At 72.9% G+C, this 25,902-nt stretch carries 25 protein-coding genes; 12 read left to right on the top strand and 13 right to left on the bottom strand.

Features of this window, described 5'->3' with window-relative positions; all coding sequences use genetic code 11:
* Nucleotides 1-247: 247 nt before the first annotated feature.
* Genes IQ251_RS04450 through IQ251_RS04425 form a run of 6 tightly spaced genes read left to right on the top strand, consistent with a single transcriptional unit; the run spans nucleotide 248 to nucleotide 5,929 of the window.
* A complete protein-coding gene (locus IQ251_RS04450; protein ID WP_193927137.1) occupies nucleotides 248-1,255 on the top strand; it encodes a Gfo/Idh/MocA family oxidoreductase in 1,008 nt (335 codons plus the stop codon).
* Nucleotides 1,245-2,114, top strand: a complete 870-nt coding sequence (locus IQ251_RS04445; RefSeq protein ID WP_193927136.1) for a sugar phosphate isomerase/epimerase family protein — start codon at nucleotides 1,245-1,247, stop codon at nucleotides 2,112-2,114. Before IQ251_RS04450 ends, IQ251_RS04445 begins: the two co-directional genes overlap by 11 nt.
* Nucleotides 2,111-3,406 carry a M20/M25/M40 family metallo-hydrolase gene (locus tag IQ251_RS04440; protein WP_193927135.1) on the top strand — a complete coding sequence of 432 codons (1,296 nt, stop codon included), beginning with the start codon at nucleotides 2,111-2,113 and terminating at the stop codon, nucleotides 3,404-3,406. Before IQ251_RS04445 ends, IQ251_RS04440 begins: the two co-directional genes overlap by 4 nt.
* Nucleotides 3,403-4,512: an Ldh family oxidoreductase gene (locus IQ251_RS04435; RefSeq protein ID WP_193927134.1), complete on the top strand. Its 1,110-nt coding sequence runs from the start codon at nucleotides 3,403-3,405 to the stop codon at nucleotides 4,510-4,512. The genes IQ251_RS04440 and IQ251_RS04435 overlap by 4 nt, the downstream gene beginning before the upstream one ends.
* A complete protein-coding gene (locus IQ251_RS04430) occupies nucleotides 4,512-5,495 on the top strand; it encodes a Gfo/Idh/MocA family protein (protein WP_193927133.1) in 984 nt (327 codons plus the stop codon). The genes IQ251_RS04435 and IQ251_RS04430 overlap by 1 nt, the downstream gene beginning before the upstream one ends.
* The gene (locus IQ251_RS04425; RefSeq protein ID WP_193927132.1) at nucleotides 5,492-5,929 is read left to right on the top strand and encodes a DUF6917 domain-containing protein; all 438 of its coding nucleotides are present in this window, start codon (nucleotides 5,492-5,494) and stop codon (nucleotides 5,927-5,929) included. Before IQ251_RS04430 ends, IQ251_RS04425 begins: the two co-directional genes overlap by 4 nt.
* A gap of 59 nt (nucleotides 5,930-5,988) precedes the next feature.
* Here the strand turns inward: IQ251_RS04425 and IQ251_RS04420 are convergent, their stop codons facing one another.
* The 4 genes from IQ251_RS04420 to IQ251_RS04405 all read right to left on the bottom strand — a co-directional run bounded on the left by IQ251_RS04420 (nucleotide 5,989) and on the right by IQ251_RS04405 (nucleotide 9,730).
* Nucleotides 5,989-6,522, bottom strand: coding sequence for an EF-hand domain-containing protein (locus IQ251_RS04420; protein WP_193927131.1), 534 nt, complete (start codon nucleotides 6,520-6,522; stop codon nucleotides 5,989-5,991).
* 108 nt (nucleotides 6,523-6,630) lie between these two features.
* A complete protein-coding gene (locus IQ251_RS04415; RefSeq protein ID WP_370591198.1) occupies nucleotides 6,631-7,950 on the bottom strand; it encodes a nucleotide sugar dehydrogenase in 1,320 nt (439 codons plus the stop codon).
* On the bottom strand, nucleotides 7,947-8,252 hold the full coding sequence (locus IQ251_RS04410) for a hypothetical protein (RefSeq protein ID WP_193927130.1): 306 nt from the start codon (nucleotides 8,250-8,252) through the stop codon (nucleotides 7,947-7,949). The genes IQ251_RS04415 and IQ251_RS04410 overlap by 4 nt, the downstream gene beginning before the upstream one ends.
* Before the next feature lie 557 nt (nucleotides 8,253-8,809).
* Entirely contained in the window at nucleotides 8,810-9,730 is a 921-nt protein-coding gene (locus tag IQ251_RS04405) for a LysR family transcriptional regulator (protein ID WP_193927129.1), read from the bottom strand.
* Nucleotides 9,731-9,804: 74 nt separating this feature from the next.
* On the opposite strand from IQ251_RS04405, the gene IQ251_RS04400 reads away from it, so the two are divergent.
* Together IQ251_RS04400 and IQ251_RS04395 are read left to right on the top strand one after the other, a co-directional pair.
* Nucleotides 9,805-11,073, top strand: a complete 1,269-nt coding sequence (locus tag IQ251_RS04400; protein WP_370591197.1) for an MFS transporter — start codon at nucleotides 9,805-9,807, stop codon at nucleotides 11,071-11,073.
* Between the two features lie 86 nt (nucleotides 11,074-11,159).
* On the top strand, nucleotides 11,160-11,975 hold the full coding sequence (locus IQ251_RS04395; RefSeq protein ID WP_193927128.1) for a methyltransferase domain-containing protein: 816 nt from the start codon (nucleotides 11,160-11,162) through the stop codon (nucleotides 11,973-11,975).
* A 7-nt stretch (nucleotides 11,976-11,982) separates the two neighbouring features.
* Here the strand turns inward: IQ251_RS04395 and IQ251_RS04390 are convergent, their stop codons facing one another.
* Entirely contained in the window at nucleotides 11,983-12,318 is a 336-nt protein-coding gene (locus IQ251_RS04390) for a tRNA-binding protein (protein ID WP_193927127.1), read from the bottom strand.
* Nucleotides 12,319-12,447: 129 nt separating this feature from the next.
* Between IQ251_RS04390 and IQ251_RS04385 the strand changes: the two genes are divergently transcribed.
* Nucleotides 12,448-12,843: a VOC family protein gene (locus IQ251_RS04385; protein WP_193927126.1), complete on the top strand. Its 396-nt coding sequence runs from the start codon at nucleotides 12,448-12,450 to the stop codon at nucleotides 12,841-12,843.
* 21 nt (nucleotides 12,844-12,864) lie between these two features.
* Here the strand turns inward: IQ251_RS04385 and IQ251_RS04380 are convergent, their stop codons facing one another.
* Together IQ251_RS04380 and IQ251_RS04375 are read right to left on the bottom strand one after the other, a co-directional pair.
* Nucleotides 12,865-14,493: an ATP-binding cassette domain-containing protein gene (locus IQ251_RS04380; protein WP_193927125.1), complete on the bottom strand. Its 1,629-nt coding sequence runs from the start codon at nucleotides 14,491-14,493 to the stop codon at nucleotides 12,865-12,867.
* Between the two features lie 206 nt (nucleotides 14,494-14,699).
* Nucleotides 14,700-15,068 (bottom strand): hypothetical protein, encoded by a 369-nt coding sequence (locus IQ251_RS04375; protein WP_193927124.1) that lies wholly within the window; start codon nucleotides 15,066-15,068, stop codon nucleotides 14,700-14,702.
* Nucleotides 15,069-15,288: 220 nt separating this feature from the next.
* Here IQ251_RS04375 and IQ251_RS04370 point away from each other — a divergent pair, with 220 nt between their 5' ends.
* Nucleotides 15,289-16,881: a BCCT family transporter gene (locus IQ251_RS04370; protein ID WP_228046100.1), complete on the top strand. Its 1,593-nt coding sequence runs from the start codon at nucleotides 15,289-15,291 to the stop codon at nucleotides 16,879-16,881.
* A 6-nt stretch (nucleotides 16,882-16,887) separates the two neighbouring features.
* On the opposite strand, the gene IQ251_RS04365 is transcribed toward IQ251_RS04370, so the two are convergent.
* The 6 genes from IQ251_RS04365 to IQ251_RS04340 all read right to left on the bottom strand — a co-directional run bounded on the left by IQ251_RS04365 (nucleotide 16,888) and on the right by IQ251_RS04340 (nucleotide 23,238).
* On the bottom strand, nucleotides 16,888-18,483 hold the full coding sequence (locus tag IQ251_RS04365) for an FAD-dependent oxidoreductase (protein WP_193927123.1): 1,596 nt from the start codon (nucleotides 18,481-18,483) through the stop codon (nucleotides 16,888-16,890).
* Nucleotides 18,480-19,448: an alcohol dehydrogenase catalytic domain-containing protein gene (locus IQ251_RS04360; RefSeq protein WP_193927122.1), complete on the bottom strand. Its 969-nt coding sequence runs from the start codon at nucleotides 19,446-19,448 to the stop codon at nucleotides 18,480-18,482. The genes IQ251_RS04365 and IQ251_RS04360 overlap by 4 nt, the downstream gene beginning before the upstream one ends.
* 29 nt (nucleotides 19,449-19,477) lie before the next feature.
* Complete coding sequence (locus IQ251_RS04355) at nucleotides 19,478-19,759, bottom strand: YciI family protein (protein ID WP_193927121.1); 282 nt, start codon at nucleotides 19,757-19,759, stop codon at nucleotides 19,478-19,480.
* 140 nt (nucleotides 19,760-19,899) lie between these two features.
* Nucleotides 19,900-20,784: a LysR family transcriptional regulator gene (locus IQ251_RS04350; RefSeq protein WP_193927120.1), complete on the bottom strand. Its 885-nt coding sequence runs from the start codon at nucleotides 20,782-20,784 to the stop codon at nucleotides 19,900-19,902.
* Between the two features lie 25 nt (nucleotides 20,785-20,809).
* Entirely contained in the window at nucleotides 20,810-21,490 is a 681-nt protein-coding gene (locus IQ251_RS04345) for an SDR family NAD(P)-dependent oxidoreductase (RefSeq protein WP_193927119.1), read from the bottom strand.
* Nucleotides 21,487-23,238 (bottom strand): FAD-dependent oxidoreductase, encoded by a 1,752-nt coding sequence (locus IQ251_RS04340; protein WP_193927118.1) that lies wholly within the window; start codon nucleotides 23,236-23,238, stop codon nucleotides 21,487-21,489. The genes IQ251_RS04345 and IQ251_RS04340 overlap by 4 nt, the downstream gene beginning before the upstream one ends.
* Nucleotides 23,239-23,359: 121 nt before the next feature.
* Between IQ251_RS04340 and IQ251_RS04335 the strand changes: the two genes are divergently transcribed.
* Together IQ251_RS04335 and IQ251_RS04330 are read left to right on the top strand one after the other, a co-directional pair.
* On the top strand, nucleotides 23,360-24,286 hold the full coding sequence (locus IQ251_RS04335) for a LysR family transcriptional regulator (RefSeq protein ID WP_370591196.1): 927 nt from the start codon (nucleotides 23,360-23,362) through the stop codon (nucleotides 24,284-24,286).
* 172 nt (nucleotides 24,287-24,458) lie between these two features.
* Complete coding sequence (locus IQ251_RS04330; RefSeq protein WP_193927117.1) at nucleotides 24,459-25,832, top strand: MFS transporter; 1,374 nt, start codon at nucleotides 24,459-24,461, stop codon at nucleotides 25,830-25,832.
* The last annotated feature ends 70 nt before the right edge of the window (nucleotides 25,833-25,902 follow it).

The following is a 25,902-nucleotide window of genomic DNA, read 5'->3' as shown; positions in this document are numbered from 1 at the left end:
GAGTCCGCATCCCGGTCGAAAGCTCGTTCCGAATTATCACTCTTTCCGGTGATCGGAGAATTCGTTCGCACACCCCCGCTTTCAGCGCGCCGATCGCGCGGGAGTAGCCTCGGCGAACGTGGCATCGAGGTCCATGGAGTCCCGGTGCGCGCGAAAAGAGCTGGCATGCGGGAAATCCGATCGAAACAGTCCGATGTGGATCCTGTGTGCGGCGCTCTTCCCCAGTCGACCCGAAGAACGGTGGACGATGCTGCACAGCCTGGTGATCGGGCTCGGTCGCGCCGGTGCGGGACTGCACCTGCCGGTGCTCGCGAAAGCGCGCGCCGCCGCGCCCGAGCTGTTCCACGCCGGGCCGCCGATCGCCTGCGACCGGGCGGTGCGGCAACGCCCCCGCCGGACCGACGCCGCCGTCGTCGACACACCGGCCGCCGCGGCCCGCATCGTGCCCCCGGAACGCACCGTCGTGCACGTGTGCACGCCCCCGGGGCAGCGCCTGCGGCTGCTGACCGAACTCGCCGACCTCGGCTTCGACAAGCTCATCGTGGAAAAGCCGCTGGCCGCCGACGACGAGGAGAACAGCCGAATCGGCCTGCTGCGCGGGCGGCGCGGACTGCGGATCGCCGTGGTCGCGCACTGGCTGGAATCGGCGCTGACCGCCCGGTTGCGCGCTCTGGTCGCCGGGCAGGAGCACGGTGCGCTGGTGGGCATGACCTTCCAGCAGGACAAACCGCGCTTCCGCCGATCAGCGGCCACGACCGGACACCCCACGGCCTTCGACGTGGAGGTACCGCACTCGGTGGGCGTGGCGCTGGACCTGGCCGGTCCTGCCGAGGTCGCCGACGCCCGGTGCACCGATATGCACCTGGCGGACCGGACGCTGCCCGGCCTGGGCGCGGCGGACCTGGAGCTGCGGCACCTCGGCGGAGCCACGACGCGCATCCGCTCCGACCTGACCTCACCCGTGCAGCGGCGCAGCGTCGAGCTCACCTTCACCGGCGGACGGGTGCTGGGCCATTACCCGATCAGCGAGCACGACGACCACGCGCAGCTGCTGACCGCGGGCGCAGACGCCCGGGTCCTCCGCGACGACGCGCTGACCTCGTTCCTCGTCCGCACCTACCGGACATTGGGCGCAGAACCCGCGCAGGACACCTTCGCGCTGCACAGCGACGTGGTGCGCATCATCGCCGAGGCCAAGCGGCGCAGTGCGGCGCGCGCACTCCCGGAAAGGACGGTGCACGAACATGCCGGATGAGGCGATCATCCCCCGGCTGGCGGGGATCACCGACGAGGCGGCCGGAGCGCTGACCGGCCAGATCCGCGTGATCACCGATCTCGGCTGGTCCGGCATCGAGCTGCGCAGCCTCGGCGGGCGGGCGCTCGCCGACCTGCCCGCGGCCGAGGCGGCACGCGCCCGACGCGCGATCACCGCAGCCGGAATCAACGTCGTGGCGCTGGATTCGCGCATCGGGAACTGGGCGAGGCCGATCACCGCCCCGTTCGCCGACGACCTCGCCGAACTCGACGCACTGGCCGAATGGTGTTCGGTGCTCGGTACCCGCGCGGTGCGGATCATGTCCTACCCCAACGACGGGCTCGCCGAACCCGAGTGGCGCGACCGCGTCCTGGACCGGATGCACCGCCTCGCGCAGCGCGCCCGCGAACTGGGACTGCTGTTGTTGCACGAGAACTGCGCGGGCTGGGCCGGGCGCGACCCGGAGCGGATGCTGCAGCTGCTCGACGCGGGCGACCGCTCCGCGCTGCTGCTGCTGTTCGACACCGGGAACGGCATCGAGCACGGCTACTCCGCGCGTGACCTGCTGCCCCGGATCCTTCCGCACATCGCGCACGTGCACGTCAAGGACGCCACGGGCGGCCCGGGCGCCGCGTCCTACGCGCTTCCCGGGAGCGGCGACGCGCAGGTCGCCGAGTGCCTGCAGGAGCTGCTGGCCGCGGGCTACGACGGTCCGCTGTCGCTGGAACCGCACCTCGCGGTGCGCCCGCACGAAGGCCTGCACCCCGGCGAATCCGCTGCGGACCTGTTCACCACCGCCGGGCGCAGCCTCGAACAGCTGCTGCAGCGGCTGGTGCCCACCGCCGAGCCCGCCCGATGACCCGGGAGGTGTTCACCGACCGGGACCGGCGGCTGCTGCTGGACCTGTTGCGCACGCCGACGGTCAGCCCGCTGGAGTCCGGCACCGCCTCCGAGATGCCGGGCGCGCAGCACACCTACGCCACCGCGGCGCACGAAGCCGGTCTGCACGTGGTGCAGCACGCCGCGCCACCCGCCGAGTGCCTGGCGGCGGGCGCCGTCCCGAGCACGGTGCGCGCGGCCGGCGAGGGTGACCCCGGATTCCTGTCCGGCCAGCCCAGTCTCGTGCTGCGGCTCGGCGCGGAGTGCCCGCGGGAGAACACCGCGATGTTCAACGTGCACCTGGACACGGTGGACGGCGCCGTACCGGTCGGGTTCGACGGCCGGCGGATCACCGGCCGCGGTGCGGTGGACGCCAAGGGCCCGGCGGTGGCGCTCCTGGCCGGAATCCGGCACGCCGCCCGCACCGAACCCGCACTCGGAGGCGAGGTCGGCGTCCTGGTCCAGGCGGTCGCCGGGGAGGAGGGCGGTGCGATGGGCACCTACGGCACGCGCCCGCTCGTCCAGCAGGGTTGGTTCGGCCGGCTCAACGTGTTCTGCGAACCCACCGGTCTGCGCGCCCTGCGCCGCGTGACCGCCTCGGCGACCGCGCGCATCCGCGTCGACGGCGCCGGTGCGGTCGACGACCACCCCGACCGCGGGGACAACGCGACCGTGCTGTTGGGTTTCCTCGCCCAGCAGCTGGCCGCCGCGCTGGACTCCGCGGACCGGCCCGGGCGCACGTGCATCGCCGGGCTGCGCACCGGCGACACGCACAACCGGGTGCACGGGACCGGGCAGCTGCTCATCAACCTCTCCTACACCGGTTCCGCGGAAGGTGCCGCGGTCGAGCGCGATCTCACCGAGCAGCTGGACAAGGCGCTCGTCGAGTTCGCTACTCGGTTCGGCACCAGCCGCGAGTTCGCCCGCACCGCGCGCAACGCGCGCGACATCACCCGGCTGGACTGGATCAAGCGCGGCCTGCCCGGCCTCGACTGCACCGACCCGCTCGCCACGCGGTTGTGCGCCGCCGCAGGCATCGAACCCTGGCCCGCCGACGAGCCCGGATTCACCTGCGACGCGATCTGGATGGACGGCGTGCCCGATGCCGCCACGATCGTGCTGGGCCCGGGATCGCTCGATGCGAACAACGCGCACGCGGCGGGCGAACACGTGCACCTGCACCAGCTCAACGCCTTCGCCTCGGCGGTGTCCCGGCTGCTCGTCGAGTTCGCGCGCGAACACCGCCCCGTCCCCGAGGAGACCGCATCATGACCCTGCCGGCCGGCGAGCGCGACGAGATCGCGGTCGGGTACGCGAGCCTGCGCGACTTCGCCGCGCGTCTGTTCACCGACCGCGGCGTCCCCGCGGATCGGGCCCAGCTCGCCGCGGAAGCGCTCTGCTACGGCGATCTGTGCGGGTTCGACTCGCACGGCACGTTCAACCTGACCCGGACCTACCTGCCGGGGCTGGACTCCGGGCGCATCGACGCCGCGGCGGATCCGGTCGTGACCACCGATCTCGGCGCCTGCGCCGCGGTCGACGCGCGCAGCGCCCTCGGGCTCTGGGCGGCCGCCGAAGCGATGGACGACGCCGCCGCGCGGGCCCGCGCGCACGGCATCGGACTGATCGCCCTGCGCGGGGCCACGCACTTCGGCTGCGCCGGTTTCCACGCCCTGCGGGCCGTCGAACACGGGATGATCGGACTGGTCGCCGGCAACTGCGGCGGCCAGCGGCTCGCGCGACCACCGGGCGGGAGCAGGGCGCTGCTGGGCACCAACCCGCTGAGCCTCGCGGCCCCGGCACGCAACCGGCACCCGTTCGTGCTGGACATGAGCACGACGGCCGTACCCACCGGCAAGGTCCGGGTGGCCGCTGCCGACGGTGCGCACATCCCGGTCGGCTGGCTGCAGGACGATGCGGGAGGCGATGTGACCGATCCCGGTGCGTTCGACCGGGGCACGGCGCATCTGCGCTGGCTCGGCGGCGTACCGGAATCCGGTGCGCACAAGGGTTTCGGCCTCGGGCTGGCCGTGGATCTGCTCGCGGCGGGCTTGTCCGGGGCGGCGAGCGGACCCGCCCGGGAAGCGCTGGACGGCGACGGTGGTCCGCACGGCCGCGACGACGACATCGGGGCCGTCCTGCTGGCCATCGACCCGGGGCGGTTGCGTCCGGACGGTGATTTCGCGGCGGCCGCCGACGAGGTGCTCGGCACCGTGCTCGGCTGCCCGCCCACCGGTAGCGCCCCGATCGGCTACCCGGGCTGGTGGGAGGCCGAACGGGCGCTCGCCCGGCGGCGCAGCGGTGTTCCGCTGGCCGCCCGGCTGCACCGGGAACTCGCCGGGCTCGGCCTCGACGCGCACAGCGGGGCCGTGCGCTGATGGCGGGCACCGGATCGCGCCGCATCGGGGTCATCGGACTGGGCGCCATCGCGCGGTACTACCTGGCCGCGATCGAGGAGCTGCCGCAGTGGCGGCTCGGCGCGGTCTGCGACCTGCGGGACCACGCCGCCCCGCAGGTGGCGGACGTGCCGCGCTACCGCGACCACCGCCGGATGCTGCGGGAAGCGGACCTGGACGCGGTCGTGGTCACCGTCCCCAACGACGCGCACGCCCCGGTGTGCATCGACGCGCTCACCGCAGGAATCCCGGTGTGCGTGGAAAAACCGCTGGCGCTGACGCCCGAGCAGGCCCGCGGGGTCCTCGCCGCGGCGGGCGGATCGGGCGTGCTGTTCACGGCGTTCCACCGCCGCAGCAACGACCACGTCCGCGCCCTGCTGCGCGAAGCGTCCCGGCGTGGCGAGGTGCACGAGGTGCGGGTGCGCTACCTGGAGCGCATCGAGGAGCACACCGGTGGGGAGGACTGGTACCTCGACCCCGCGCGCTGCGGCGGGGGATGTCTGGCCGACAACGGCCCGAACGCCTTCGACCTGGTCCGGATGTTCGCCGGCGAGGTGCAGGTGCGCGCTGCGTCGGTCACCCGCGACGAGCGCGGTACGGACCGCCAAGCCGTGGTGTACCTGGACTCGGCCACCGGCATCAGCGCCGAGGTGCAGTTGGACTGGTCCTACCCGGGTGAGCGGAAAGACGTGCGGCTCCGGTTCGCCGACGGGACCAGCACCGCAGCCGACCTGCTGGCCGGCTTCGACGGGTTCAAATCCTCGTTGTGGCACGAATACCGCGGGATCCTGCAGGACTTCCGGGATGCGATCGACGGCGGTCACCAGGACGGCGGGCTCGCCGCGCTGGAGCTCGTCGCAGCCGCCTACGCCGCGGCTTCCCAGGACGGGACTTCCGAGGACGTGGCGTCCGAGGACGCCGGACGTGCGGGCACCCGCGTGCCCGGGAAGGAGCGCGCATCATGAACCCGGACGAGGACGGACCGAAGCGGATCCTGCAGGCCAGGCTGGTGAAGGTGCTGCGCCACCGCCGCACGGACCGGGGCATGACGCTGGAACCGCACGCCAGCCGGTGCGTGCGCATCGGCGACGTGCACGAGCTGGTGACCACCGAGCACCGCGAGACTGAACCGGGTACCCGCATCGACCGGGTCGGCTTCCTCGGTTTCGCCGAATTCACCTGCGGTGGTGTGCTGGACCGCGGCGATCTGTTCTGGATGGGCGGCGTATTGGTCGGCACGGTGCTCGGGTTCGACGCGTGCCACTACCCGAACCACTACAACATCCTCGTGCACGCCACCCGCACCACGACCGGCGCGGATCTCGGGCTGCGCCCGGAAACACCGATCGAGATCATCCAGGACAGCCAGCGCCCGCGCAGCAACCCGTCCGGCGGCTGACCGCGCGACGCACCGGCGGCGGGCGGCGCCGCAGCACCACCCGCCGCCGCAGGAACGGATCAGCCCAGCAGCTCGACGTCGAGCTCGCCGAAGTGGAACTGGCGGACGGCGTCGAGCAGCTCATCGACGGTGAGCTCCCCGTTGCCGTTGGTGTCCACCCGGTCGAACGCGTCCGTGGCCTGCGCGTCGTCGACCCCGACCGCGGTGAGCCAGGAGGCGAACTCCTGCCGGTTGATCTGGCCGTCGGCGTTCTTGTCGCACAGGCCGACGATGCCGCGCATCACCGGGCCCAGCACACGGTTGAACGACTCCGCGCCGTCCTCGAACATCAGCTTCTGCGCGACGCGTACGAAGTCGTCCTCGGTGAGCGAGCCGGCGGCGCCGATCCCGGCGTCCTCGGCCAGGTGCCGGAACATCGAGGCGAAGGCATCGTTGAGCTCGGCGGCCTCCTTCCCGCTCGGGCTCTTGCCGAACGCCTGGGCGATCTGCTCGGCCTCCTTCTGGAAGTCGGCCTGCTCCAGGCTTCCGCTCCCGTCGACGTCCCACTTGGCGAAGCGCTTGCGCAGCCGTTCGGTCGCAGTGGCGTTGCTCATCGTTGCTTCCTTTCGTCGTCACCGTGCAATGCGGAGGCCGGTAGGCACTCCCGCCCCGCGCGGCAGCCGAGGGGCCGGTTCCACGCGGAGCCGTTCCGGGCGCCGGGTTCAGGCGTCCGGACGTCCTTGCTCCCCGGGCCCGTGCTCGGGCAGCCGGGTACTTCCGGGACCGCGCGTGTCCAGCACGAGCCGATCGCCGGAGGCGAGTCGTTCGCGGTCGTAGCAGCTGTGCTCCTGCAGCAGGACCAGCAGGTCGTTCTCGGTGTCGAATGGTTCGTCCACACGGGACAGTGGATGCCCGTCGACGTGGAACTCGTCGATGAGCGGATCGTGGTAGCGGACGTGCGCGCCGGCTGCGAGCAGGCTGCGCGCGACCGCGAAGGCCGGGGACTCCCGCATGTCGGCCACCCCCGGCTTGTAGGTGACCCCGAGCAGCAGCACCCGGGATCCGGCCGGCTCCCGCCCCCGGCTGCGCAGCAGTGCGGCGGCCTGGTCGGCCACGTGCACCGGCATCCGCTCGTTGACCTCGCGCGCGGTCTCCAACGTGCGCAACGGGACGCCCACCTGCCGGGCGCTGACCTCCAGGTACCGCGGATCCACCGGGATGCAGTGGCCGCCGACCCCCGGTCCGGGCTGGAACGGGGTGAAACCGAAGGGTTTGCTGGCCGCGCAGGACAGGACGTCCCAGACGTCGATCCCCGCCCCGGCGCAGAACATCGCGAGTTCGTTGACCAGCGCGATGTTGACGTAGCGGTAGCTGTTCTCCAGCAGTTTGGCGGTTTCGGCCTCCCGCGTTCCGCGCGCGGCCACGATCGGATCGGCGAGCTGCTCGTAGAAGGCGGTCGCGTGCTTGGTGCACAACGGGGTACAGCCGGCGACGACCTTCGGCGTGTTGGCCACGCCGAACTGCGGGTTGCCGGGATCGATCCGCTCCGGGGAATACGCAAGGTGCAGGTCCTCACCGACGCGCAACCCGCTGCACCGCTCCAGGATCGGTCGCACGACGTCCTCGGTCGTGCCCGGGTGGCTGGTGGATTCCAAGCACACGAGCGTTCCGGGTCGGATCCGCTCCCCGGTGCTGCGCACCGCCGCGTGCACCGCGGACAGGTCCGGCTGCCCCGAGCCGGTGAGTCCGGTGGGCACGCACAACACGATCACCGAGGCCGCGGACAGCACCGCGGTCCCGGTCGTCGCGGTGAACCCCGCACCCAGCATGCCCGACACCGCGCTGTCGTCCACATCGCCGATGTGCGAGCGGCCGCGGATCAGCCCGTCCACTACGGAATCCGAGGTGTCCACGCCGACCGTGCGCAGACCGGCGTCGACGGCCCGGACAGCGAGCGGGAGACCGACGTAGCCCAGCCCGACCACCGCGAGGTCGAACCGATCCCGGTCCGCGGTGCTGCCGGCGTCCACCGGATCCGTCACGCCGAGAAGCTCCCGCTGCCCGGTGCGACGTGCGAGCCGTGCCCGGGCTGGACTTCCAGCCCCGGGGTCACACAGAACGGGTCCGCGTAGATGCGCACCGGCCGGTCGGTCTCGTTGGTGAGCACGTGCGCGGCGGGCGGGAGCTTCTCGCAACCGCTCGGCGATTCGTAGGTCGTCAGCGGTTGGACTTCGGTCTCGAACACCGCCACGTGACCGCTCGCGGCGAACGCCGCACCGGTCGGCACGGCAGCGACCGCGGCGGCTGCGGCGAACAGCGCGGACAGCACGTACTTGCACTGCATCAGGATTGCCTCCATCGAAAGCGGTTCGACCACGCGGAGCGCGTCCGCCGGTCACCGCGCGTCCGGAAACCGGTGCGCGGGGCGGCGGACGGATGGTTCCGGGTCGGGCGATGCCGGGATCGGCTGCGCGGCGGTGGTGCGGTCGAGCACTGCGGTGTCCACCTCCTGGTCCCGGAATATTCCGGAAAGCCGCGTCCGCGGTCGAACGTGATTGATCATCTTCGGCGGACGTTAGCAGCCCGGGTAAGGCCCCCGGTGGGGTGAAAACGCGCTGATATGAACGATGTTCGCGCCCATGACCTGGAATTCTCGGTTCTGCGGTCGCCCCGGCACGTTCGGTGCGCAGCGGCCCCCGGGCGGCGGCGCTGACGCAAGATCACCTCATCCGGTGGCGTCGTTCGCTCCGATGCCGCGCGATCTCCTACCGTGGACCGCCCCGGTTTCCCGGGAGGGCGGCGGAATCTCCACGCTGCTCAGGTGCACGCCGCCGAAGTCCGAAATGGACGGACGATGCCGCGTCCCGCGGCGGTCCGCCCGGTCTTGGCTGCCGGATCGGCTCAGCCGGTCGGCCGGGGGAGGAGTTCCTCCGCGATGCTGCCGATCGTGGACATCGCCGCGGCGACGACGGGATGGGTGCTGCGGCCGCGCCGGGTCGCGGCCACGATGCGCCGCGCGGGCGCCGGCTCGCCGTGCAGGGGGATGCGTGCCACGGTCCGGTCCTGGTCCAGCTGCGCCAGCCGCGGAACCAAGATGATACCGAAACCTCGTGCCACGAGGGCAGTTCCGGTGTTCCACTCATCGGCATAATGCTCGATACCGGGTGTGAAGCCGGCGGCCGTGCAGGCGCTGAGCACGAGGTGGTGGTAGGTGCCTCCCGGGCTCCCGACGATCCACGACTCGTCGGTCGCATCGGCGAGGGTGACCCGTTTCTGCCGGGTCAGCGGGTGGTCGGCGGGCACCACCAGGTCCAGCGGGTCGTCGAGCAGGCGCCGCTGCTCGAAGCGCTCGTCCGAGGTCGGCGGGGTGTCGGCGGTGCTGATCACCAGGGCCAGATCGGCCTCCCCGGACAGCAGCAGGTCGAAGCACCGGGCGGGCTCCGCCTCGATGAGCCGCACCCGCACCTGCGGGAAGCGCTCGCGCAGCGCCGACGCCGCGGGCGGCAGCAGGTGGGTGGCGGCGGTGGAGAACCCGCACACCGTGACCGAGCCGGCCGGTTCGGCCTCGTCCGCGGCCAGTTCGCTGTAGAGCAGCTCGGCCTGCGCGTGCAGCGCATCGGCGTGCTGGAGCACGATCCCGGCCGCGCTCGTCAGCTGGATCCCGCGCCCGGCGGGCCGCACCAGTTCGACGCCGAGCTCCTCGGCCAGCTGACGCAGCTGGTAGGAGACGGCCGACGGCGTGTAGTGCAGTGCCTGCGCGGCAGCGGTGACCGTGCCGTAGCGGGCCACCATCTGCAGGACCTTCAGCTTGCCGTCAATCATGCAACCATTCTGCATGATCCGCTCGAAAAGCATTTGATTGTGGTCAACACAGCTGCGCGGCCAAGCTCGGAGGCGTGACGCTGACGCAGCCCCCCGCCCGCGACATTGCCGCCGCCCGCGCGATCGCTCCTGCCCGCGAACCGGTTCCGCGACCCCGGCCGGGCGCGGCGCCGACCGGTGCCTACCTGTTGGTCGTGCTCACCGCGGGCGCCTACCTGCCCAGCCCGCTGTATCCCGCCTACCAGCAGGCGCTCGGCATGAGCGACCTCACGATGACGCTCGTCTACGCGATGTTCGCACTGGTCAGCGCGCCGGCGCTGCTGCTGCTCGGTCCCGCCGCGGACGCCCTCGGTCCACGACCGGTCCTGCGCGCCGCGGTCCTGGCCGCCGCGTTCGGCTCGGCCTGCTTCGCCCTGGCGTCAGGACCGGAATGGCTACTGGCCGGCCGCGCGGCCCAGGGGTTCGCCCTGGGCGCGGCCACCGGCGCGGCGACCGAACTGATCACCCGCGCGAACGGGAGCTACGCGCAGCGCGCCGCCCTGGCCAGCGCCGCCTTCCTCGGCGGAACGGCCGCGGGACCGGTGGCCGGTGGCCTGCTGGCCGAATTCGCCCCGTGGCCACGGGTTCTGCCGCACCTGGTCGTGCTCGGGCTGCTCGCCCTCGGCTGGTACCTCGTGGCCACCCGTGTCCCGGGCGGGCACGGTTCCGGCCCGCGCTGGCGCCCGGCCCGCCCGCGCATCCCGCGCGGGATGCGGCTCCGGTTCAGCGCGGCGGCGGCCAGCGGCTTCCTCGCCTGGACGGTCGCCGGGCTGTTCCTCGCAGTCATCCCCGCCCTACTGGCGCGGTCCGGGCAGACCGGGACCGCGGTGCCGGGCAGCATCCTCGGTGCGGTGCTGATCTGCTCGATGCTGGTGCAGCCGCTCGTGGCACGCGCGGGGGAGAGGTGGGCGCAGCTGGTCGGCCTGGGCGGTCTGCTGGTCAGCCTCGCGATCCTCGCCGGCACCGCGGCTGGCTCGGTCCTGCTCACCCTCACCGCGGCGGTGATCGCCGGGCTCGGGCACGGGCTGACCTACGGAGGTGCTGCCGCCGCGGTCGGTGCGGTCGCACCCGCACCGCAGCGCGCCGGGGTCACCGCCGCCGCCTACGTGGCCTTCTACCTGGGATCCGGGTGCCCGGCCGTGATCGTCGGTGCGCTGACCCTCCGCTGGTCGCTGGAGACCGCCACCTCTGCGGTCACCACCGTCGCGGCCGCCGCGGTGGCGCCGGCCATCGCCGCGGTCTGGTGCGTCGGCCGCCGGCGACCGGGGGCAGCGGCACCCGACGCGACGGACGGCGGGCGGTGACGAGGAATCCGGTACCGGCCGACCCGTCCCCGCGCCGCGGCCCGGTCGTCGTCTCGGTGCCGCTCGGCGTCTCCTAAGATCCGGACATGCGCGAGAGCGAGGAATCCGGGCGGGTCGCCGACAACCGGCGGCTCTGGGACGAGCGGGTCCCGATCAACGCCGCGAGCTCCTTCTACGACCTGGACGGGTTCCGGTCCGGCGACGAGGATCTCGATGCGTTCCAGCTCAACGAGGTCGGGGACGTCACCGGGCTCGACCTCGTGCACCTGCAGTGCCACATCGGGCTGGACACGCTGTCCTGGGCCCGGCGCGGCGCGCGGGTGACCGGCGTGGACTTCTCGGCCCCGGCCATCGAGCGGGCCACCGAACTGGCCACGGAGATCGGTGCCGCCGATCGCGCCGAGTTCGTGGTCGCCGATGCGCTGGATGCCGCAGAAGTCTTGGGGCACAACGAGTTCGACCTCGTCTACACCGGCAACGGCGCCCTCATGTGGCTCCCGGCCATCGACCGGTGGGCACGCACCGCGGCGATGCTGCTGCGGCCCGGCGGGCGGTTGTACCTCGCCGAATTCCACCCGCTGACCGAGGTTCTCGACGACGAGCACGGAACCTCGGCCGTGCGCGACTACTTCGGGCGCGAGGCGCGCACCTACGACTCGCCGGGCTCCTACGCCGACTGGACCGCCGAGACCGCGCACAACACCGCCACCGAATGGCACCACACGCTCGGCGACGTGCTCAGCGCGATCGCCGCCGCCGGGCTGCGGATCGAATTCGTGCACGAGCACGACACGATCCCGTTCCAGCGCTACGGCGCACTGACCGCCCGCGGCACTCGGTTCGGCTACCCTGACGGATCCGCCCGGCTGCCGTTGATGTACTCGCTGGCGGCCACCGCGTAGCCGCGGATCACGCCAGCCGGCTGCCGTCGGGAACCGGGTGTTCGAACGTCGGCAGCACGACGGCGCCGTCCGCGTCGTGCACCCCGGTGACCAGGACCTCCGATTTCACCCCGGCCACGCGTTTCGGCGCGAAGTTGCACACGCACAGCACCTGCCTGCCGACGAGGTCCTCCGGTCGGTAGTGCTGCGTGAGTTGGGCGCTGGAGGTGCGCACGTCACCGGCGCCGAGGTCGACGGTGAGCACGTAGGACGGCTTGCGGGCGGCCGCGTTCGGTTCGGCGCTGAGCACGGTGCCGACCCGCAGCTCCACGCGGTCGAAATCGGACCACTCGATGGTTCCCACGAACCGCCTCCCGTGCCGTGCGCTGCTTCCCGGCAGCTGTATATCACCGGCCGCCCGCCGGGCGGTGCGCGGCTCGGCGCCGCCGCGCCCGAGCTGCCGCAACCGGCCGGACCGTGCGACTCTGGGCGCATGACCGAATCCACACCGACCACCGTGTCCAACATCGGGGTCGTCATGTTCTCCGTCACCGACCAGGACGCGGCACTGGCGTTCTACACCGGCAAGCTCGGGTTCGAGGTCCGCGCCGACTCCGCCTTCGGCGAGAACGGGGAGATGCGTTGGCTTGAGGTGGCACCGCCCGGATCGCGCACCCGCTTGGCCCTCAACCCGCCGATGGGCGGGCAGCCCGGCGGCGGCATGATCGGCGTCGAGACCGCCGATGTCACCGCGGAACACGCCCGGCTGAGCGCCGTCGGCGGCGTCGACCCGAGCGAACCGATGAGCTCGCCCGGTACGCCGTACATGTTCATGGTGCAGGATCCGGACGGCAATACCGTCGCCGTCGTGGAAGTCCCCGCCGGCTGACGACCCTTCCCGACGCGGTGCTCACCCCTGCTCCGCGTCGCTCCGCGCATGCGGTGCCAGCTGCAGCAGCGGCCAGTCCGCGGTCTCGCGAAGCAGCTGGCGGTCGTGCGTGGCCAGCACCACCGCGGCGCCGGTATCGGCCAACCCGGCGATGAGCTCGTCGACCAGCGCGGGGGACAGGTGGTTCGTCGGTTCGTCGAACAGCACGATGTGCGGCGAACCGGCCAGCAGCACGGCCAGGTCCAGCCGCCGGCGCTGGCCCGCGGACAGCTCACCGACCCGGTGGCGCAGCGCCGTCTCGTCCAGCAGGCCCAGCTCGACCGGACCCGGTGGGTCATCGTTCCCGTGGCGCGCCACCTCCCGCGCGACGACGTCGGCGGCGACGAGGTGCTGCGGCAGTCGCGTCTCCTGCGCGAGCAGCCCCACCCGCACCCCGCTCGTCCGGTGCACCGCGCCGGAATCCGGCACCAGAGCGCCGGCCAGCACGCCGAGCAGCGACGACTTGCCCGCGCCGTTCGGCCCGGTCACCACCAGGCGGTCACCGGAGCGCAGCCGCACCGAGTGCCGTCCGGCGAACCGGCCCGGGACCGCCGCGTCCACGGCGCGCAGCAGGGTCCCCGGACGGGTGGGCAGCGCGGGCAGCCGCAGCGGTTGCGGCGGCTGCGGGATCGGGACCGCGTGCGCGTCCAGCTCCTCCTGCCGCCGGTGCACCGCGCGCACCACGCCCGGTGCCCGGGTGGCACGGGCGTGCTTGCCGGTTCCCTTGTCCGGGCGCCAACCGGTGACCAGCCGGTCCCGGGCGGCGTCCAGATCGCGGGTCAACCGGGCGCGTCGCGCCTCCTGCCGGTCGTGCTCGGCTTCCCACCGCTCCCGCTCGGCGCGCCGACCCGCGCGGAATCCCGCGTAGCCGCCGCCGTACGTGCGGGACCGGCCGTCGATGCTCGGGTCCAGGTCGAGCACGGCCGTGGCGGTATCGGCCAGCAACGCCCGGTCGTGGGTGACCAGCACCGCCGCCCCCGGGTGCGCCTGCAGCCGCTCGGTCAGGTGCGCGAGCCCGCCCGCATCGAGGTGATTGGTCGGTTCGTCGAGCAGCAGCAGGTCGTAGCCCGCGCCGAGCACGCAGGCGAGCCGGATCCGGTAGCGCTGGCCGACGGAGAGCTCGGCCAGCGGCCGGTCCCGATCCTGCACCGCGTCCAGCGCCGCCAGCGAGACCTGCACCCGGCGGTCGGCGTCCCAGGCGTCGAGCGCCTCGGCCGCGGCCAGCGCCCGCTCGTAGTCGTCATCGGCACCCGGTCGCTGCTCGGCGAGCGCGTGCGAGGCCGCATCGAGCTCGGCCAGCACCACGCGGACCTGCGCGAGCTCGACATCGATGAGCTCGCCGACGGTGCCGCTTGCGGGGAGCTCCTGATCGGCCACCGCCGTGCTGCCGGTGCGGTGCACTCGGCCGGAATCGGGCGTGAGTCGGCCGGCCAGCACCTGCAGCAGGGTGGTCTTGCCGCGACCGTTCTCGCCGACCACGCCCAGCCGGTCACCGGCGGACACGCTCAGGTCCACGCCGGTCAGCACGGGTCGAGCCCCCCGCGCCACATGCAAATCGGTCGCGCTCAGCCGTGCTCGGGCGCGCGAGGGCAGCGAAGTACCCGCAGACATGCTTCCTCCGAAACGGGACGCGCTGCATGGCGCGATCCCGGACAAGAAAAGGGCAACGGCGAATGCGTCGAGCCGCGCCCAGGGCTGCGCCATCGCGCGCCGGGCGGCTCGGGGTCGCCGTCGTCAGAGGAAGTAGAGATGCATACCGGCGAGGTTAGCAGAACCGGTCGCCCGAGCACCGTGACCGCGCTCGCCGCAACCCGCGATCACCGCCGCGGGCCGTACGGGGCCTCGCCGAACGCGGCCACCTGCAGAACCTGGTCGGCGGTCCGCGGGTCCACCGCACCGCGCCCGCGGTCCATCAGGGCCCGGCACCGCTCGCGGGTCCGCGCGGAGACCAACCGCTTGCCCCGGCGCCGGGAAATCACGCGGACCGCGCGCAGCACATCCTCGTGGGTGACCGAACACCGGTTCGTGGCAGCGCCGTCGTCGATCTCGGTGAGCACCACCGTCCAGCTCGGCTGGTCCGCGGCCGGGCGTTGCGGCAGCTCGGTCACCGAGAACCAGGGCAGCCGCAGCGCCGGGTCGAGGAAGAGGTCGTAGGTGTCCTGCGGGGCCAGCGGGGTGCGGCGCATCGGTTCCTCACGGGTCGGGGGCGAGCTACGGCACCGGTCGCAGGAGGAGGAGCGACTCGGTGCCGACACGGCACATTCTGCGCGGTGGGCCGATTCGCCCCCAGAGGCTTTCGACCCGGAACGACCCGTGCCGCACGCCGCCACCGGTGCCGATTTGCCGATCCCGGTGGCTCCCGTGATCGTGGACGCGACCCGCGGACCCCTCCCCGGAGGCATGGTGATGGCCGAACACGGCGCGCATTCCCCGGTGAGCGGGGAGGAGACCGACCGGCCGCGCACCGACCGGGTCGTGTTCGGCGCCACCGCGGCGCTTGTGCTCGGCTTCCTCGCCTGGGGCATCACCTCCCCGGACACGTTGGGGTCCGCCGCGGAGGCTGCGCTGGCCTGGTCGGTGGACGACATCGGCTGGGCGTTCGTGCTGGCCGCGACCGGGTTCGTGCTGTTCGTGCTGTGGCTGGCGGTGAGCCGCTGCGGAGCGATCCCGCTGGGGCGGGACGGTGAGCGCCCGGAGTTCCACACGCTGTCCTGGATCACGATGATGTTCAGCGCCGGGATGGGCGTCGGGCTCATGTTTTTCGGGATGGCCGAACCGCTGTCGCACTACGTCGCGCCACCGCCCGGCACGGTGGAACCGGGAAGTGATGCGGCCGTGGAGATCTCGCTGGCGACCTCGCTGTTCCACTGGACGCTGCACCCGTGGGCGATCTACGGCGTCGTCGGGCTGACCATCGCCTACGGCAGCTTCCGGCGCGGACGGGCGCAGCTGATCAGCGCCGCGTTCGTCCCGCTGCTCGGCGAACGCACCGCGGGCGGCCCGCTGGGCAAGGTCATCGACGTGCTCGCGCTGTTCGCGACCCTGTTCGGGTCGGCCGCGTCGCTGGGCATCGGGGCGCTGCAGATCCGCAGCGGGATGCAGGCCGCGGGCTGGCTCGGCGATGTCGGCTACACCGTGCTGGTGCTGATCATCGTGGTGCTGGTGGTGTGCTTCGTGGCGTCGGCGGTCTCCGGGATCACCCGCGGCATCCAGTGGCTGTCCAACATCAACATGGCGCTGGCCGCGGTGCTGGCCGTGTTCGTGTTCGTGGTCGGGCCGACGGTGCTCGTGCTGAACCTGCTGCCCACCGCGATCGGCTACTACGTGCGCGACTTCGCCGAGATGGCCGCCCGCTCCGGGTGGAACGGCGGTGACGCGATCGACGACTGGCTCGGCAGCTGGACGATCTTCTACTGGGCGTGGTGGATCTCCTGGGCACCGTTCGTGGGCACGTTCCTGGCGCGGATCAGTCGCGGCCGCACGATCCGCCAGTTCGTCGGCGGTGCCATGCTCGTGCCCAGCGGGGTCAGCGTGGTGTGGTTCGTGACCCTCGGCGGCAGCGCGATCGGCCTGCAGCGCAGCGGGGTGGACGTGGCCGCGGCCGGGGACGAGGACGCGCAGACCTTCGCCGTCATCGACGCCCTGCCGCTGTCCGAGGTCACCACCGTCCTGGTGGTGGTGCTGGTGGCGATCTTCTGCATCACCGGCGCTTCGGCCTCGGTGGTCATGGGCAAGTTCTCCCAGCGCGGCTCGCTGTCCCCGCGCACCTGGGTGATCGTGTTCTGGGGCATCGCCACCGGGGCGACGGCCGCGACGATGCTCGTCTCCGGTGGCACGCAAGGGCTGGAGGGGGTCCAGAACCTCACGTTCCTGGCCTCCGTGCCCTTCGCGGTAGTGATGGTGCTGATGTGCGTGTCGCTGTACCGGGACCTGCGCACCGATCCGCTGCTGCGCCCCGCCGGGGACGAGACCGAGCCCGGCGGGGCGCTGGACCGCTGACCGGCCTCACGCACCCGCGGTCAGGTGCGCGCCCGCGCGGTAGGCGCGCACGATCGCCGAGCCGAGGGTGGCGCCCCCGCCGGGATACATGTCGCGGAACAGCGTGGCCGCGCAATTCCCGGCCGCGTAGAGCCCGCCGATCGGATCGTTGCCGTGGTCGAGGACCCGGCCGTCGGCGTCGGTGGCCAACCCGCCCGCGGTGCCGAGGACCCCGGGGTGCACCGGAACCGCGTAGAACGGCGCGCGTTCCACCGGAGCCAGGCACGGGTTGGGCTGGGCCGACGGGTCACCGAGGTGGCGGTCCTGCGGGCTCGCGCCGCGGGCGAAGTCCGGGTCGGCACCCCGGCGGGCATGCTCGTTGAACCGGTACAGCGTGTCCGCGAGCCCGTCCGGATCGATCTGCAGCGCCCGGGCCAGCTCGCCCGGTGTGTTCGCGGCGTGCATCCATGGTTCGGCGACGCCCGGCGTGGAGCCGGCGACCGGGTAGCGCTCCAGGTAGGTCCGGTCGAACACCAGGTAGGCCGGGACGTTGGCGAACCGGCCGGTGCCGGGATCCACCGCGCCGAACGCGCGGTTGAGGTCGTGGTAGTTCGCCGCCTCGTTGACGAACCGGCGTCCCGCGGTGTTCACCGCCACCGAGCCCGGCAGGGTCAGCTCGACGTTGCCCATCCGGCCGGAGGGCTGGCCGTCGTAGACGGCGGTGGGCGGGGCGAGCACCGGAACGCCCCACACCGCCGTCATCTCGTCGACGGCGCCGCCCGCGCCGAGGCCGAGCACGAGCCCGTCGCCGGTGTTCGACGGCGCGCTGATCGGGGTGACCGGATAGGGGAGGAACGCCCGCCGCAGCGCGGGGTTCCACTCGAAGCCGCCGGAGGCCAGCACCACCGCGTCCGTGTGGATCCCGCGTCCGCCCGCGGTCACGATCCACCCGGCACCGTCGCGGTCGAGCCCGGTGACCGGGCACTCGGCCACCACGTCCACGCCCCGCCGCAGCGCGGCCACGACCAGGCGGCCCACCAGCGCGCCGCCCATGGTGCGCACGCCCCGCTCCGCGCGCTGCTGCAGTAGCGCCGCGTCCGGGGCCGCGCCGGCCAGCTCGTCGCGCTCGCCCATGGTGATCAGCGGCAGGTACGTCGGCGAGCGCAGCCGGTCGGCCAGGCCGGGCCACGGACCGGGGTCGAACGGCTCCTGGTCCAACCCGCGCCCGCGGGCGGCTCCGGCCCAGGTCGGGTGGTAGTCCGGGCGCGCCAGCGGTCGCATCCGCACCCCGTCCCCGGTCAGGAACCGCACCGCGTCCGGTGCGGTGCGCACGTAGCGGTCGATCTCCGCGGCGCTCATCCGGCCACCGCTGCCGGCCGCGAGGTAGCTGCGCGCATCCTCCGCCCGGTCCGCGAAACCGGCTTCGGCCATCAGGTGGTTGCCGGGTGCCCAGATGACCCCGCCGCCGACCGCCGACGTCCCGCCGAGCCGGGACGCCTTTTCCAGCACCAGCACCGAGGATCCGCCCGCGGCAGCGGTGACCGCGGCGGTGAGCCCGGCGGCACCACTGCCGACGACCACGACGTCGTAGGACTCGGCGGGCGCGGGCAGTACGACGCTCATGATGGCTCCTCCTCGGCGGTGAGGTCCACGGCGACTTTGCCGACCAGCCCGTCCGGTGCGCGCAGCAGCCGGAAGGCCGTGCCGATGTCGGCCAGCGGAACCCGGTGGGTGATCAGATCCCGTGCCGCGCCGGTGTTCTCGTGCAGCAGGGCGAGTGCTTCGTCCATCCGCCGCTGGCTGTTCCGGCTGCCCAGCACGTCGAGGTCCTTGACCGGAATCGTGCGCACGGGCAGGTTCGCCGTCTTCCCGGAGAGGCCCACGAGCACCACGCGCCCGGCGGTGCTCACCGCCTGCAGCGCGGTGTCCAGCGCCGCGGGTGATCCGGTGGCCTCGATGACCAGCGACGGTTCGTCCGGGATCGGGTCGCGCCCGGCCAATGCGGTCCGGGCGGCGCCGAAGCGGGTGGCGAACGCCGCGCGCTCGGCCGAGACGTCCGCGCAGGTCACCTGGACACCCAGCGAGGTCAGGTGCAGGGTGGCCAGCAGGCCGATCGGGCCGCAACCGAGCACCAGCGCGGATTCGCCGGGCTGCGGCCGCCCGCGCAGCACCGCCTGCACGGCGATGCTGGTCGGTTCGGCCAGCGCGGCCAGGTCGAGGTCGAGGCCGGCGGGCACCCGGTGCAGATCGCCCGCGGGCACGGTGATGAGCTCGGCGAGCCCGCCGTCCTCGTAGCAGCCCAGGCAAGAGGAGCTGCGGCAGGCGTTCATCCGGCCGATCCGGCAGGCGCGGCAGGTGCCGCAGTAGCGCATCGGCGAGACCGCCACCCGGTCCCCGGGTGTGAAACCGGATTCCTCGGGCGCGTTCTCGACGATCCCGGAGATCTCGTGGCCCTGCACGATCGGCAGTTCGGTGGCGTAGTCGTCGTCGAAGATGTGCAGATCGGTTCCGCACAGCGTGACCGTGTGCACCCGGACCAGCGCCTCGCCGGGGTCCGGCCGAGGCGGCTGGCCGTGCACGACGGTCACGCGCTCGCGCGCCAGTGTGCGGGCGGTCCTCATCGCAGACCGCCGAACACCAGGGACCATTCGCGGATCGTGCGTTCGCCGATGAGGCCTTCGCGGTGGAACGGGTCCCCGTCCAGCACACCGGTGACGGCCGCGCGCGATTCGGCCTGCAGGACCAGCAGCGCCCCGTCGCCGCCGTCGACGGGACCGGATGCCCGCAGCACGCCCCGCTCGTGCAGATCGGCGAGGAAGTCCTTGTGCTCGGGGCGGTGCGCGTCGCGCTGCTCCGCCGAGTCCTGCGCGTAGCGGTAGGTGACGGCGAACGTGGGCATGTGCGTCCTCCTGGTGTATCGGTGGATTCGGGAAATCCGGTGCAGGGGCGGTTATTCCGCTGCTGCCACGACCAGGTTGGCGCCGCGCGGGCCGGCACGTCCAATACGGTGTTCGGCACGGAGCGTGTGCCGATTCCGCATCATCGCGGTTCGGGCAGGACCTCCGCGGCGATGTCCAGCAACGCTCGCACCGCGGGCCCGACCCGGTCCGGGTGCCAGAGCAGCGCGCTGCGCAGCCGCGGGCCGGGGCCCTGCAGCGGGAGCCACACCGCGCCCGCCGGCATGATCGGGCGCACGCACGTGGGCGCCAGCGACACCCCGAGCCCGCCCGCGACCAGGGACAGCACCACGTAGGGGTCCTTGACCTCCTGCGCGACCCGCGGCCGGAAACCCGCGGTGTGGCAGGCGGTGCCGATCACCGAGCGCAGCGCCGATTGGCCCGGCATGAGCACCCAGTCCTGCTCGGCGAGCTCGTCCAGGGCGACCACGTCCCGGGTGGCCAGCGCGTGGTCGCCGGGCACGACCGCACCGAGCTCTTCGACGGCGATGATCCGGTGCGGCAGCGCGCCGGGGGCGGGCAGCGCGGCGAACGCGACGTCGAGGGACCCGCGTTCCATGGCGGCCACCGCGTCCTCGGTGGTGACCCGGTCGGCGAGCTCCAGCGCGATGTGCGGATGCCGGGTGCGCACGGCGCGGGTCAACGGCGGGAGCGTGCGGTGGTTGAGCGCCCCGGAAAGCCCCAGCCGCACGCGTCCGTACACCTCGTCGAGCCCGGCCCCGGTTGCGCGCACGGCGAGGTCGACCTCACCGAGGATCCGGCGGGCGTGCGGCAGGAACGCGTGCCCGGCCGAGGTCAGGGTCACCGCGCGCGTGGTGCGGTCGAACAGCGGCGTCCCGACGTCCTTCTCCAGCTTCTTGATCGCTTGGCTCAGCGGGGACTGCGCCATGTGCAGCCGCTCGGCGGCCCGGGCGAAGTGCAGTTCCTCGGCCACCGCCAGGAACGCCTCGACGAGCCGGATCTCCACGTCCCACCTCCCGCGGCGGGCGTCCTCAGTAGGACGCCCGCCCGCCGCTGGCATCGAAGACGGCGCCGGTGGAGAACCCCACCCGCGCCGAGCACAGCCACGCGATGAGTTCGGCGATCTCCTCCGCCCGGCCCATCCGGCCCATCGGGGTCAGCGCCCGCGAGCGCTCCAGCACCGCCGGATCGGTCGCGGCGTTCATCGGAGTCGCCACGGCGGCCGGCGCCACGGCGTTGACCAGCACCCCGGTGGTGGCCAGCTCCTTGCCCAGCGATTTGGTCAGCGCGATCACCGCCGCCTTCGAGGACGAGTACGCGCTCTGCGCCGGATTCCCGTCCTTGGCGGCGATGCTGGCCAGCGTGACGATCCGGCCCCAACCGGCCCGCACCATGCCGGGCACGACCGCCCGACACATGAGGAAGGTGCCGTCCACGTTGATCCGCTGCACCGCGCGCCACTCGTCCAGGTCGAGGTCGGTGAGCTCGCGGGAGGGACCGACGATCCCGGCGGCGTGCACCAGCACCCCGAACGGGCCCAGCCGGGCGAGCAGCGCGGAGATCGCGTCCGGGTCGGTGACGTCGAGCCGCTCATCGGCACCCGGTGCGGCGTCGGCGGTGACGACGTGCGTCCCGTCGGCGCGCAGCCGTTCCGCGGCGGCGGCACCGATCCCGCCGGCCCCGCCGGTGACCAGGGCACGCACCGCGCTCACCGCCGACCATCCGCAGTGGACCGTTGCTCGGCCAACTCGCGCCCGGCGATCCAGCCGAACGCCATGGCCGGTCCGAGGTTGATCCCGCCGGCGGGGTAGTGGCCGCCGAGCGCGTTGGCCTGGTCGCTGCCCGCCGCGTGCAGGCCGGGGATCGGCGCACCGCCGGAGTCCACGACGCGGGACCGCGCATCGGTGGCCAGCCCGGCGAACGTGCCGAAACTGCCCGGCACGACGCGCACCGCGTAGAACGGGCCCTTCTCCAGCGGGGCCAGCGACGGGTTGGGGCCCACGGCCGGATCGCCGCCGTAGCGGTTGAACGGCGTGCTGCCGCGGCCGAACTCGGGATCCGCGCCGCGCCGGGCCGCGTCGTTGAACTCGGCGACGGTGGCGGTGAGCCCGGCCGGGTCGATGCCGCACGCGCGGGCCAGTTCCGCCAGCGTGCGCCCGCGTTTGAGGTAACCGCTGCGCAGGTAGGGCCACAGCGGGACGGGGCGGGGTTTGGCCATGCCGAACGGGTAGCGGCGCACGAAGCGGGCGTCGGCGATCTGCCACGCCTCGACCGGCTCGTCGCCCGGGGTGGCCGCGATCAGCGCCGCGACGTAGTCGTAGTAGCCGTCGGCCTCGTTGACGAACCGCTTCCCGTCGCGGCGCACGCCGATGCTGCCGGGTTTGGCCCGGTCCATGATGTGCGGGAACACGCCGGTGCGGCCGGTGCGGTAGGGCACCAGCGAGACCGGGCACCAGGCGGCGGGGGAGGCGAGGTCGGTGCGCAGCTCGCCGCCCGCGGATTCGCCCAGCGCGATGCCGGATCCGTCGGCGGTGCGCGGGGCGAGCGTGAAGTGCCGCTCCCCGCGGGGGAAGTGCTGTCGGCGGCGGTCCTGGTCGGCCGGGAACCCGCCGGCGGCCAGCACGACACCTCGGGTCGCGGTGATCTCGCGGGGGCCGTCCGCGGTGCTGATCCGCACGCCGGTGACCCGGTCGTCCTGTTGCAGGAGTCCGGTCACCGGCGTGCGCACGTGCACCGCGACACCGGCGTCCAGCGCCGAGCGCAGCAGCCGCCCGACGAGCGCGGTGCCGTTGACGAGCTGCATGCCGCGGCGCCGGGTCACCAGGTCGAACAGGTGCCGCGAGACCCGCCGGGTGGCGTGCACCAGTCCGCCGATCCGGCCGCGGGACGCGGCGAGGAACCCGCCGAGATCGGGGCCGGCCATGATGCCCAGGCCGAGGAACGAGGTCTCGTAGAGCTGGCCGCGCAGCAGCGCGGCGACGTCGGCACCGAGCCGACGCAGGTCGGCAGGCGCCGGGGCCACCGAGCGGTGCCCGGTACCCGCGCCGGGCAGGTCGCCGTAGATGTCGCAGATCTTCCCGCCGGGCACGAACGTCAGCGCGGTGCGCTCGTGGAAGAACCGCACCATGTCCGGGGCGGCGTCCAGGAACGCCTCCACCCGGTCGGATTCGTAGTCCGCGCCCAACGCGGCGCGCAGGTAGCTGCGGAACTGCTCGGTGTCCTCCGCGACGCCGTCGGCGTGCGCGAGGGGGTTGCCGGGCGTCCACATCCACCCGCCGGACCAGGCCGTGGCCCCGCCGCACACCTCCGCGCGTTCGAGCACGGCCACCCGCAGCCCGCGGTGTGCGGCGGTGACGGCCGCGGACAGGCCGCCCGCCCCGGAGCCGACGACGATCACGTCGTACTCGGGATCGGGTAACGCGGAGGTCGGGCTGGTTCGCGGTTCCGCGGAGGTCGTCACGGTGCCGGTCCTTCCTGGGGGATGCGCGGCGACTGTGTGCCGCACGCACAGGGACTGTGTAAGATTCAGGGCATAATTGCACTCGAATCAAGCTATGCGATGACTATAAAGCTCCGCCGAGGTGACGCAAGACCCCGGCGGCCGGGAGGTGGACGTGGAGATCCGGTGGGTGGAGGCCTTCCTCGCCGTGGCCGAGGAACTGCACTTCGGGCGCGCTGCGGCGCGGCTGCGGATGGCGCAGTCACCGCTGAGCCAGACGATCCGGCGGCTGGAGCGCGAACTGGGCACCACGCTGTTCGACCGCAGCACGCGCAGCGTCGCGCTCACCCCGGCCGGGCACGCGTTCCTCCCGCACGCCTACCGCGTTTTCGAGGAGTTGGAGCTGGGCAGGCAGGCCACCCGCGCCAGCGACGGCGTGGTCTACGGAACGGTGTCCATCGGGTTCTCCGGGGCGCTCAACCACCACACGCTGTCCCCGCTGACCCGCGCGGTGCGCCAGCGGTTCCCCGGCGTCACGCTCGCGCTGACCGGGCGGGTGATGACGCGCGAGGGCGTCGAGCAGGTCGAGCGCGGCAGCCTGGACATCGCGTTCGTCGGCCTGCCGATCGACCCGTCGCCGGTGCGGACCCGGCTCGTGGCCAGCGAACCGCTCGGCGTGGTGCTGCCCGTGGACCACCCGCTGGCCGGCGAGCCGGACATCGATCTCGCCGATCTCGCCGACGAGGGGTTCGTGACCACGCCGGAGGCCGGGGGTTCCGCGCTGCAGCAGGCGGCGATGCGGGCCTGCGTGCACGCCGGATTCCGCCCGCGGGTGGTCCAGGAGGTCACCGACGCGTTCCTCATCCTCACCCTCGTCTCGGCCGGGGTCGGGATCGCGCTGATGGCAACCAGCATCGCCGAGATCACGCCGACCGGCGCCGTTTTCGTCCCGCTGCGCGGGGAGTCGACCTGCATGCACCACGGCATCGCCTGGCTGGCCGACAACCCGTCGCCGGTGCTCAGTGCGGTGCTCGACGTCGCACACGAGGTGCTGCCCTCGCCGGGGTGACCGGCACGTCCCGGCGATTGTGCCGCTGTGGAACATGGTGCACGTAGAACTGAGTATTGGACTTGGCAAAGTCCGGGGTGTGACGCTCTTCGGCATCCGCTCCGCGGCCCGGCCCCGCGAGCCCGCTGCGCGGGGTGGACCGCCGCCGACGACGCCGGTTGAAAGGAGCACCATGTCCACCTCGGCATCGGCCGCCCACCCGTCGGGAGCGCCACCCGGCACCCGCAACGCCCCGAAGAAGGCAGCGCTGTCCGGATTCATCGGCAGCACGCTGGAGTACTACGACTTCTTCATCTACGGCTCGGCCGCCGCGCTGGTCTTCGGCAAGATCTTCTTCCCGGACACCGGCGCGACCGGCCCGCTGCTGTCCGTCGCCACCCTCGGCGTCGCCTACGTGGCCCGCCCGCTCGGCGCCGTCCTGTTCGGACACTTCGGCGACCGGCTCGGGCGGCGCAACGCCCTCATGGTCACGCTGCTGCTGATGGGCGTGTCCACGTTCCTCATCGGCTGCCTGCCCACCTACGACCAGATCGGCATCGCCGCACCGCTGCTGCTGGTGATCCTGCGCCTGCTGCAAGGCCTGTCCGCGGGCGGGGAATCCCCGGGCGCGAGCTCGCTGACCGTCGAGCACGCACCCGATCACCGCCGCGCGTTCTTCACCAGCTTCACCATGAGCGGCATCATGTTCGGGATCGTCGTGTCGAGCCTGGTGTTCATCCCGGTGGCCGCGCTGCCCGAGGAACAGATGCTGTCCTGGGGCTGGCGGATCCCGTTCTGGCTGAGCATCGTGATGACCGCCGTGGCCTACTTCCTGCGCCGCTCGCTGCAGGAACCCGAGGTCTTCGCCGAGATGCAGGAATCGGCCGACACGGCCAAGGCGCCGATCGTCGAACTGCTCCGCGACCACTGGGCGACCCTGCTGCGCATCGCGGTCTGCGCCTCGTTCGCCATGGTCAACACGATCGTCAACGTGTTCGCCCTGGCCTACGCCACCGAAGTCGCCGGTGTGTCCCGCCCGCTGATGCTCACGGTCATCTCGGTGGCCAACATGGTCGCCGTCCTCACCCAGCCCGTGTACGGGCTCATCGCCGACCGCGTGGGCCGCAAACCCGTGTTCGTGACCGGTCTGCTCGGCGTCGGGGTGATGGTCTTCGTGTTCTTCCAGGCCATCGGCACGCAGAACGTCCCGTGGATCTACGGTTCGGCCGTTCTGCTCATCGGCCTGTGCTACGCGGCGCCCAACGGCGTGTACCCCGCCTACTTCCCCGAGCAGTTCCCGGCGCGGGTGCGTTACAGCGGCATGGCCATCGGGCTCATGGTCGGCCTGCTGGCCGCGGGCTTCACCCCGGCCATCGCCTCGATGATGACCGCGGGCGACCCGGCGAACTGGACCCCGGTCGCCTGGCTGTGCGCCGGATTCGTCGGCGCCGCCGCGCTGGCCGCGCTGTTCGGGCCGGAGACCTACCGCATCCCGACGGCCGCCCTCGGCGGTACGCCCGCGGCACCCGCCGAACCCGAATCCCACGCCCAGCCGAGCCCGCGATGACCGGTGCCGGGCCCGCGCATCCCGAGCCCGGACGAACCGGCTCCGCACCACCCGCCGACCGCGAACGAGG

This window comes from Saccharopolyspora montiporae (assembly GCF_015209505.1).
GTDB classification, from domain to species: domain Bacteria; phylum Actinomycetota; class Actinomycetes; order Mycobacteriales; family Pseudonocardiaceae; genus Saccharopolyspora; species Saccharopolyspora montiporae.
This window is presented reverse-complemented; position numbering and strand designations above follow the sequence as displayed.